The sequence below is a fragment of the Gracilibacillus oryzae genome, assembly GCF_009498735.1.
GTDB lineage: Bacteria > Bacillota > Bacilli > Bacillales > Amphibacillaceae > Gracilibacillus > Gracilibacillus oryzae.
The window spans coordinates 1,775-11,586 of sequence record NZ_ML762466.1 but is presented as its reverse complement, the minus strand read 5'-3'; the positions used below and the strand labels follow the sequence as shown (position 1 = coordinate 11,586).

The window sequence follows — 9,812 nt, the reverse complement described above, 5'->3', positions numbered from 1 at the left end:
TATCGTGGTTGAAAACATTGTATCATGAGGAAAGCTATAATGGCTTTTCTTTTTACACAATTATACTGGCTTAACCACTTTGGATGGCACTCATGGTATTCAGACCATCGCTGAATGCCTTCACGGAAACTTTGGGCCGTGCTCATGGCATTCAGTACCTGCTGAATGCCTTCACGAAAACTCTGGATGGTGCTCTTGGTATTCAGGCCACCGCTGAATGCCTTCGCAAAAACTTTGGGCGGTGCTCATGGCATTCACACCACCGCTGAATTCCTTCACGGAAACTTTGGGTGGCACTCATGGCATTCACACCACCGCTGAATTCCTTCGCAAAAACTTTTGGCGGTGCTCATGGCATTCAGACCACTGCTGAATGCCTTCGCAAAAACTTTTGGCGGTGCTCTTGGCATTCAGGCCACCGCTGAATTCCTTCACGAAAACTCTGGATGGTGCTCTTGGCATTCAGGCCACCGCTGAATGCCTTCGCGAACACTTTGGGCCGTGCTCATGGCATTCAGAACACTGCTGAATGCCTTCGCGATAACTTTGGGTGGCACTCTTGACATTCAGGCCACCGCTCTTACTACCTTCACGAAGCTTCTCCCCAATACTTTTGGCAACTCATACAGCCCCCAGTATCTCAACCACGGTATAATATAAAAACCCCTTGAAACATTTAACAACAATTCACTTTTCTAAATATTACCTTTAAACTCACTCGCTCAGCCTATTACTTTTCTCGATTCACAAAATAATCAAGTAAATACTTTAGAAACTTTGCCCTTTCAGGCATGGCAGATAAACTTTCTTGCGCTGCACAGTAATGTTCCCACATCGCTTTTTTCGCATTAGTTATTCCTAATACAGAAACAAATGTTGAGCTGTGATTATCCTGATCATTTCCGACTGGCTTCCCAATTACATCTTTTTGTCCCTCGACATCTAACAAGTCATCTTTTATTTGAAAAGCGATTCCCGCATGATAGGCATATTTTTTCATTAATTTCTTTTCATCCTCTGAAGCCTGTGCCAGTATCATCGGCATCATAATTGCCGCTTCGAATCCTAATCCTGTCTTAAAATAACACATCTGATTCAGCTCAGAAAGAGTCAGCTGCTTACCTTTCGCTTCTAAATCAATTGCCTGTCCTTTGCACATATCTGCTGTTACTTTTGCAGAATATCGAATCAGTTCAAGCACATTTTTTGTCTCAAATTGATCTAATGCTGTTTGTTCTTCATATGCCTTTTGGGTTAAGAATAAACCTGTCAGTTCAGCTACTGCACTATTGTATGTTTCATGCAGTGTCGGTCTGCCCCTTCTAAAAGAGGCATTATCCTGTGATGGCAAGTCATCAAAGATTAAGGAAGCCGTGTGCATATACTCTAATGATCTTAACAGTGGATTGATCGCAGTTTGATCTAATTGATAAATTTCTGTTGCCACCATCGAAGCCACAATCGGTCGCAGCCTTTTGGCATCACTAGTCAGACTGTAATTCGCCGCATCAGTAATTGGTTCATTTAATTCCTGATTTTTATCAATCAGCAGTGTATTGTTTAGCTCACTTCTAATTTCTGTGGCCCTATTAATGAAAGCTGTTTTTTCCTCACGTTCTTGTTTCATCGTTTTCAGCATATGATCACGCAATAGTTTATCAAAAAAGTCTACATCATTCGTCTGGTTCATTACATGTAAAATGGATTGGTGGAATGATTGGATATTCCTTGCAAAGACATTCATCACCTCATGGTATTTCTCCTCACCTAATCTCGCTTTATTCCGTTTCAATCCATTGATTGCCCGACTCAGAATAATATGAGTTGTTTTCTTATCGGAATGATAAACATGGTGAATTAAATAGGAAATTACTGCCCAGTATAACTCAAATGGATTAATGAGGTCATCGCGGTCTTTATGATAGGCTAGATAATAAGTATAAGGAGTCACAGCGCCATTTTGAAAGTCTTGATATAAATCAGTAAAATCATCGGATAATTGATTGTAAATACCGTAATAAAATGTTCGGATATCTACTTCATCATCCTGATTGCTAATCAGCGATCTGACAAGCAATCGTGAGGAAGAGGATTTTAATATAACAGGAAGATAGAGTTCTTCATTTGTAAAATCAGGATAAGATAAATCTCGCTCCCGGTCCATTTCCTGTGATTGATAAAAAATAAATACCTGATCAAAAAATTTCTCTCTTATCTCTTCTGATATCTGCTTATTAATATAGGAAAATGCTTCTCCCAGCTCTTGATGAACAAACCGGATGAGTGCTTCATTCTCCCCTTCCCATTCCTTCCACTCCGCTACATCTCTTTCAACAAAAGTGGTGCGCAACAATTCAGAATACTGCTTTTTCTCATGGTCTGATAACACATCCGCATCCAGCAGATCATCTATAAATGGGTAGGTTAGGCCATAGCAATATCCTAGACGGATGGCTTGGTCTAATCGCCTCACTCTTTCAGAACTTGAAGTATCTTCGTCCATCTCATCAAATTCGTGAAGCAATACTCCACCAATAATTTTAACCAGTTTGCGCTTCGCATTATCTTTGTCCATATTTTCTGGAATATAATCAGAAACCAGTTTTAATTTATCCATAAGCCAGATAAACGTAGATTCTATCCGTTCTTTCTGTGCCCAGCGATACAACTTCACTAAGCTAAATGGCTCTCCAATATGGGAATTAGTCAAATCTTTTTCCAAGTCTTTAACAACCTGGTGAATCTCCCCTCTTGTTTCTTCCGACTCTAAGGACTTTCCTAAATCGCGCAAATAAATATATGATATACTTCGATCCAAATAATTGGTTAATATACCAGCCTTAGTTAACCAGCCTATATACGAGGAATATTCCTTATTCTGCATTAGCTTCGTCGGTACAGATAAAATTTTTGACATAGAGAGCTTTTTCCTCCATGAATCCAAATCTTTCTCCAGGGTCTGGAATGCACTGCCTGACTGGATTAACTTCTGTAATGTTAGAAAATAGTCCCTGGCTTGATCTTCTGCTGTTTGGTACACTGTATTCGAATTTTTTATTTTTTTATCATCTTTCATTCTATGTACCTCTTTTTCTGTCTCATTAATAATCATTTTCATGTCCCTGTTAACTATACGATTCACACTTATGAAACGTTTCAAAAAAGCAGGTGATCAGCACACCATCACCTACTTTTCTTCTATTATATATTTACCCGTTTTTTAGTTAATAATTGTATAACAAAAAGAACGGCAAATGCTCCTAGTCCAACTATATCAGAAATTCCTTCTGGATACATAAGAAATAATCCGACAGCTAATGCGATTATTCGTTCAAACCAATACAGCCTGCGATACCAGAATCCTATCATACATGCACCAATTACCATCATGCCAAGCAAAGCAGTTAGTAAAGACCAGCCAATCGACAAGTAACTTGCATCAATCATCAGTAAGGTTGGATTCAGGACAAACATATAAGGAATAATAAAGGCCGCAATGGCGAGTTTGGCTGCATTAACACCTGTTCTGATAGGTTCACCACCAGAAATTCCTGTTGCGGCAAAAGCTGCTAACGCTACTGGCGGAGTAATATCTGCCAAAATACCAAAATAAAACACAAACATATGGGCTGCCAAGACAGGGATTGCCACCTCTAAACTGCTGTTCAATGCCAAAATTGCAGGTAAGGCGATGGTTGATGTAATAATATAGTTAGCTGTAGTTGGTGACCCCATTCCTAGTATGATTGAGGCAATCATGGTAAAAAATAATGTTAACAATAGCTGAGAAGAAACAGAGAATGATAAGGAGCCGGCGATGTCTACAAGACTGTTCCCAAGTTTTAAACCAAGGCCTGTTTTAGTCACAACACCAACAATAATTCCGGCACAGGCTGTTGCTGCTGCTACCCCTAAAGCCGTCCGTGCACCTTGTTGTAATGCCAGGAAAATTTTCTTTGGCGTAATTCTTGTATCTTTACGGAATAAACTAACAATAATTGTTGCTAAAATTCCATATAATGCAGCTCGTTCAACACTAAATCCTTGAAATAAGAATAGAACTATCGCAACAATGGGGATCAATAAGTGGAGTTTTTTCCAAACTTCTTTCCGATTGGGAAGTTCCTCTTTCTTTAATCCGTGTAAACCAATTCGTTTCGCCTCTAAATGTGTCATAATCCAAATTCCTGCAAAATAAAGAATTGCCGGAATAATCGCTGCTTTGGCAATATTCCAGTAACTTTCTCCCGCAAACTCAATCATCAAAAAGGCGGCTGCACCCATTATCGGCGGCATCAGCTGGCCACCAGTAGATGCTGTTGCTTCCACTGCACCGGCGAAGTTTTTATGATAGCCTAACTTCTTCATCATCGGAATTGTATAAGATCCGGTTGTCACAGTATTCGCAACAGAGCTGCCGGAAATGGTGCCATTTAATGCACTGGAGAAAATCGCCACTTTGGCAGGTCCGCCTGTCCTTTTCCCGGCAATCGCCAATGCCAGATCATTAAAGTATTGACCAACCCCAGTCTGGACAAGGAAAGCACCAAATAACAGAAATAGAAAAATGTAGGTAGAAGAAACTTGCAGGGGTGTGCCTAGAATGCCTTCCGTTGTAAAAAACATTGAATCAATTAACTGGTTAAAACTTAAGCCTCTATGAGCAAGTATACCTGGCATATAAGGACCAAGCACTGCATATAACAAAAAGGTGAGCGCAATAATCGTGATTGGCAAGCCAACTGCACGCCTTGATGCTTCTAACACTAAGAGAATTGCGATTCCGCCAATTACCATTTGCAGGTTATCAATCCCGCCAACCTTTTGCACAAGCGTTTGATAAAAAAGCGGCCAATAAGCACAGACAGCGATTGCCAGAACAACAAGAATGTAATCATACCATGGCACAGCTGAAGACTTTTTATTTTTAAATAATGGAAACAGGAAAAAGATTAAAGCAAGTGCAAAACCTAAATGAACCGTACGTTGTATATAGGCAGTATATTGGCCAAATACACCTGTATATATCTGAAACAAGGAAAACAAAATCAGAATCCCTACAACTATTTTAGCTAAAACCCCTGTTAAATTTCTCGTAGTTGAATCTGTATCATATTTTTCTAGCAGTTCCTTCTTTTTATCTTCTGAGATTACAGTTGCTTCACTCTCTTTCTCCATCTATCATCACCCCTCTAAAATATTCCCAATAAGTAAGTTTCTCTACTTTCATTCTGAACCAGGCACCTGGTTCGAAATATTGATTAAACCAGACAGTATGTTCATTGTCTTCTCCCCATATCAGCCGGTTTCTGGAAACAGTCTTTCCATTTCTTATATTGATATATGGAAAGATATTATTTAAATTCTTAATATGATACTTCCCATTCTCATATACAAACTGTTCTCCTTCACTGGCATTAGATGGCATTCCAATCCCAAAATGCTCGTAAACGATCTCATTTTGTTTTATTTCCAAATCAGCAGTGACTTCATATTTTTCAATGACATCTGTTAAATGGATGGAATGGGTGAAAGCTATGTGAAAAGTTTCGCCCTCTTTTACAGGCAGATATGCTTCTATTTTATTCGTGTTCTCTTTATAAAAGACGAGTGCTGTATTAATTGGTAGTAAAAAAAGGAATGCTGCAATTACAGAAATGCAGACAAAGATACTAACTGTTTTGTTGATTGACACTGTTAAAACCTCATTCATAAAATTGATTAATAACCCTTTTATGTTTTTGATTATGAAATGGTCGACTGTTTGATTAAACAGCCGACCGTGTTGAACAATTCTCTTTTATTGTTGTGATACGCCTTGTTCATCGAAATATTTTTTCGCACCAGGGTGCAGCTCAATACCGATTCCGTCAAGCGCTGAATCTGTTGTGATAAAAGAAGCTTTATCATGCGCCATTGTGCCAGCATTTTCGTAAATTGCCTTTGTGATCTCGTAGCCAATATCTTCAGGGACATTGTCTGTCACTGCCAGCATTGCCAGTACAGCAACTGTTACAACATCTTCTTCCAGGCCGTAAGTACCTGCTGTAATTGTATCTTTGGCATAGAAAGGATATTTTTCAATCAGTTCATCAATCTTACCCTCATCAATTGGAACAATCGCAACATCAACAGTTGCCGCTAATCCTTCTACAGCTCCTGTAGGCGTGCCTGATGTAATAAATGCTGCATCAATATTGCCATCTTGGATTCCGCCAGTTGATTCACCAAAATCAAGATTTTGTGCTTCAATATCGTCCATAGACATTCCGTAAATTTCCAGAATTTGTTCTGCATTAATGTATGTTCCCGAACCAGGAGCACCTACAGAAACTTTCTTCCCAGCTAAATCCTCGACAGAAGCAATTCCTGAATCTTTCTTTGTTACAATCTGGATTGTTTCAGGATAAAGAGAGCCAATTGCCTGAACATTCTCAACAGGGTTGCCGTCAAACGAATTGATGCCTTGTACGGCATGATCCATTACATCTGTTTGAACAAAAGCCAATTCTGCTTCACCATTTTGCAGTGCAACAACATTATCTGCAGAGGCATTCGAAGATAACGCATCTGTTTGAACACCAGTTGCATCTGTAATAATGGAAGCCATTTCTCCTCCAAGTGGATAATACGTTCCACTAGTACCGCCTGTTAGCATGCTTAAGAATTCCAAGGTCTCTTCTTCGGCAGCTTCCTCTTCTGCCGCTTCTTCATTTCCTGCAGACTCTTCTTCTGTTTCTGTTTCAGTTGTCTCGCTTTGCTCTTCTTCTTTCACTTCATTTTCAGAACTATCTGATCCACAAGCAATAAGAACAAATGACATGACAGATAATGATAGAATCAGCAAAATCCACTTTCTCTTTTTCATTTAACATACCCCCATATAGTTGTAATGTATGTCTCATTCTATGTAACAGGATGATAAAACATTCATAGATTAATATGATTGGTGAATGAAGATTAACAGAGAAATGGATTAACTATTTCTATATCTATGTTAAAATGGGATCATCAGGATATTTAATTTTGAGGAGGATTCTTTTTATGTTTAAAAAAATTGCAAGTGATGCTCTAGGTTTAAGTGACATCGGGAAGATTATTAGTCCAGCAGATTTTGATAAAACGGAGTCAGATGATTATGTTTTACATGAAGAAGATGAGAAAATCCATTTCCTTATCAAATCCAAATCAGATGAATATTGTTTTACTAATCGTGCCCTTATCCATTTAGATGGTGAAAAGGCGTCAAGCAGTAAACGCAATATTTACCGTTATGACTACTATCGTTTTCCAATTAAAAATGTGTCTGTTGAAACAGCCGGAACGATTGATCTGGATTTAGAAATTAAGTTCACGATAGGCGGCCAGTCAATGTCTGTTGATATTGATAAAAAGGAAGGCGAAGCAATTGCCGATCTATATAAATCATTAGTCTCCATCTCTCATATTCAAGATGAGAATGAGAGAATGAAAGATTATGCGAAAGACAGTCTGGACCTTTCGAAATCACTCTTCACAGATAATCGTTTCCATGATGGAACAATTTCTGATGAATTTGAAAAAGCAACGAAATTTGCTTATGACTGGTTACATACTACTTATAACGAGAATACAAGAAAAGACTTTGGTGACGTTTTTAATAAGTATATTCAAAACTAATAATAAGAAAGTTTATACCGTTAGGCCTCCCTAACGGTATAATACTAAAATTATATTTTTGATTTCTTAACAATGATGAGCAAAGAAAGTTGTTTAGAATTCATCCACTCTTTATCTCCCAATTAATCATTCCTTCTGATGCATTAATTTTTTCCATTTCCAGTTTTTCTAATTCCCAAATAGTAACTATGATTGAATAATTATCCCGTTTTAAATCTCCTCCCGCTCCCTGCTTCTCAGCAATAATTATCAAATATTACTTTCAACATTTTGCTATGATAAAAAACAAGGAGGTGATGAATTGAAATATGAAAAAACAATTCAAAAGACGATTGATTGGATTGAAGAACATTTACACGAACCTGTCACTGCAGAAGATGTTGCCAATATAGCAGGTTTTTCAAAATATCATTTCCACCGGGTTTTTCAAACGGAAATGGGGATTTCTTTTTCGAAATATATTCGCCTCAGAAGATTAACCATTGCCGCCAGTTCACTGATTCATACAGAAGAAAGTATCTTAACGATCGCTATTTACTATCAATTCGATTCACAGGAAGCATTTACAAGATCGTTCAAGCAATTATTTCACTTACCCCCTGGCAGATATCGTAAAGTAATGAGAGAAATGCTTGAAAAGAAGGAGGATTTATCAATGGAAGAAAAAATCAAAGGATGGTTTTTAAGTGGCAGTAACCCATATAATTATGAACTTTGTATTGATCATAAAATTGTTCATCAGGGCAATGCTTCTGGTGTGTTAAAATCCAAGTCTAACCATAGTGGGGATTTCGGAACAATGATGCAGCAATTTAAAGCAAATAAATATGCTGGGAAGAGAATAAAATTAACAGGATTCCTAAAGACGGAGGCAGTAGCTGAATATGCTGGAATGTGGATGAGAGTGGATAATGCATCTGAGGATGTGCTTCAATTCGATAATATGAACGATCGGCCAATTACCGGTACAACGAACTGGACACCCTATTCGATTGTATTAGATGTTCCAGAAGAAAGTGCCATAATTTCCTTTGGTGTGTTGTTATATGGAACAGGAAAAGTATGGGTGGACAATTTCAGTTTAAACGAAACAGATGAAAGTACGCCGACCACCCACATTGATTTGGGACAAGTCCTATTGGATGAACCAATTAATTTAGCATTTGAAGACTAATCGCAGTATTAGTCTTCTTTTTCTTTCCAATAGTTTTACAAATTTTTGGCAATGTTGTTCCTTCTGTCTGCTCTGTAACTCAAAATAATTGCGCCTGCTGTACTTGGCAATAAAATAAACGCCACAAACTGAAGTGTGAAGAAATTAGTTACAACAAAATGGTTATGAAGAGGACTTAATAATTGGGTGACTGTCATTATTATCAAATGAAACCCTATAGGAACCCAAATATTCTTTGAGATTGCCCTTAAATATCCAAGAATAAATGCAAATCCTGGAATGAACATCAGTTGCTGAATAGAATAAATGGCACCAATCACATAACCAAATAAGGTGAATAAGATAATTTGTAGTAATATTACGAGACTATCTTTCCATACTCTCTGAAGTTGTGAGAAAATATAACCTCTAAATATCAATTCTTCCGGCAATGCTTCTATTAAAAAAACAGTAAATCCTAATACAAAGAAATGAGAAATGATCTCTTGCCAGCTTGATTTCACCTCAACTTCAACCATACCAAATGAAAGCAATAGCAATGTGCCAATCAAAGCAGGTAGAAGCCAAACAATAAAACCGAAAATAAAAGCATAAAAATTTGATTTGAAACTAGAAAATCCTAACTCAGTCCATGGTGTTTTTCCTAACCTGCAGACAATATAGATAAACAAGATGATGACAGCAGAAATAGAAAATCCCATTAGAAAATGAGAAAGACGGTTATATTCTCCACTATTCCATGTGTTTATCAGTATCCAGATCACACATGTAACAATAAAAACAATAGCAATCCTAGCTAACACAGTTGTTCTCAAGTTTTTTTCCACATTCATTAAAAACCACCTCCTCTCTATTCGCACCTAAAATAATTTATTTCCTTTTCACTCCATCTACTAAAAGCTCAATCGTCTCAACGGCTTCGGATATACTTGCTTTTCGGTCAGACTGTTCTGTAATCCATAATGCAGCTTCATTCATT

The 9,812-nt window shown here is 37.7% G+C and carries 7 protein-coding genes; 2 read left to right on the top strand and 5 right to left on the bottom strand.

The genetic code is table 11. The features are described from left to right. Positions 1 to 730 precede the first annotated feature (730 nt). From F9U64_RS22390 to F9U64_RS22375, 4 genes are all read right to left on the bottom strand, one after another. Positions 731 to 3,076 carry a polyprenyl synthetase family protein gene (locus F9U64_RS22390; protein WP_153407116.1) on the bottom strand — a complete coding sequence of 782 codons (2,346 nt, stop codon included), beginning with the start codon at positions 3,074 to 3,076 and terminating at the stop codon, positions 731 to 733. A gap of 125 nt (positions 3,077 to 3,201) precedes the next feature. Then, on the bottom strand, positions 3,202 to 5,178 hold the full coding sequence (locus F9U64_RS22385; RefSeq protein ID WP_153407115.1) for a TRAP transporter permease: 1,977 nt from the start codon (positions 5,176 to 5,178) through the stop codon (positions 3,202 to 3,204). Continuing rightward, positions 5,162 to 5,695, bottom strand: a complete 534-nt coding sequence (locus tag F9U64_RS22380) for a DUF1850 domain-containing protein (RefSeq protein ID WP_228275865.1) — start codon at positions 5,693 to 5,695, stop codon at positions 5,162 to 5,164. Before F9U64_RS22380 ends, F9U64_RS22385 begins: the two co-directional genes overlap by 17 nt. 105 nt (positions 5,696 to 5,800) lie before the next feature. After that, positions 5,801 to 6,868 carry a TAXI family TRAP transporter solute-binding subunit gene (locus tag F9U64_RS22375; protein WP_153407113.1) on the bottom strand — a complete coding sequence of 356 codons (1,068 nt, stop codon included), beginning with the start codon at positions 6,866 to 6,868 and terminating at the stop codon, positions 5,801 to 5,803. Between the two features lie 176 nt (positions 6,869 to 7,044). Here F9U64_RS22375 and F9U64_RS22370 point away from each other — a divergent pair, with 176 nt between their 5' ends. Both F9U64_RS22370 and F9U64_RS22365 read left to right on the top strand, forming a co-directional pair. Then, positions 7,045 to 7,659: a PH domain-containing protein gene (locus F9U64_RS22370; protein WP_153407112.1), complete on the top strand. Its 615-nt coding sequence runs from the start codon at positions 7,045 to 7,047 to the stop codon at positions 7,657 to 7,659. 301 nt (positions 7,660 to 7,960) lie between these two features. Further along, positions 7,961 to 8,833, top strand: a complete 873-nt coding sequence (locus F9U64_RS22365; protein WP_153407111.1) for a helix-turn-helix transcriptional regulator — start codon at positions 7,961 to 7,963, stop codon at positions 8,831 to 8,833. A 35-nt stretch (positions 8,834 to 8,868) separates the two neighbouring features. Here the strand turns inward: F9U64_RS22365 and F9U64_RS22360 are convergent, their stop codons facing one another. After that, a complete protein-coding gene (locus tag F9U64_RS22360) occupies positions 8,869 to 9,666 on the bottom strand; it encodes a CPBP family intramembrane glutamic endopeptidase (protein ID WP_153407110.1) in 798 nt (265 codons plus the stop codon). Positions 9,667 to 9,812: the final 146 nt, after the last annotated feature.

What these genes read in the sequence shown, in the direction of transcription:
- F9U64_RS22390 (WP_153407116.1), bottom strand. Translation starts at nt 3,076, where the DNA reads ATGAAAGATGATAAAAAAATAAAAAATTCGAATACAGTGTACCAAACA.
- F9U64_RS22385 (WP_153407115.1), bottom strand. Translation starts at nt 5,178, where the DNA reads ATGGAGAAAGAGAGTGAAGCAACTGTAATCTCAGAAGATAAAAAGAAG.
- F9U64_RS22375 (WP_153407113.1), bottom strand. Translation starts at nt 6,868, where the DNA reads ATGAAAAAGAGAAAGTGGATTTTGCTGATTCTATCATTATCTGTCATG.
- F9U64_RS22370 (WP_153407112.1), top strand. Translation starts at nt 7,045, where the DNA reads ATGTTTAAAAAAATTGCAAGTGATGCTCTAGGTTTAAGTGACATCGGG.
- F9U64_RS22360 (WP_153407110.1), bottom strand. Translation starts at nt 9,666, where the DNA reads ATGAATGTGGAAAAAAACTTGAGAACAACTGTGTTAGCTAGGATTGCT.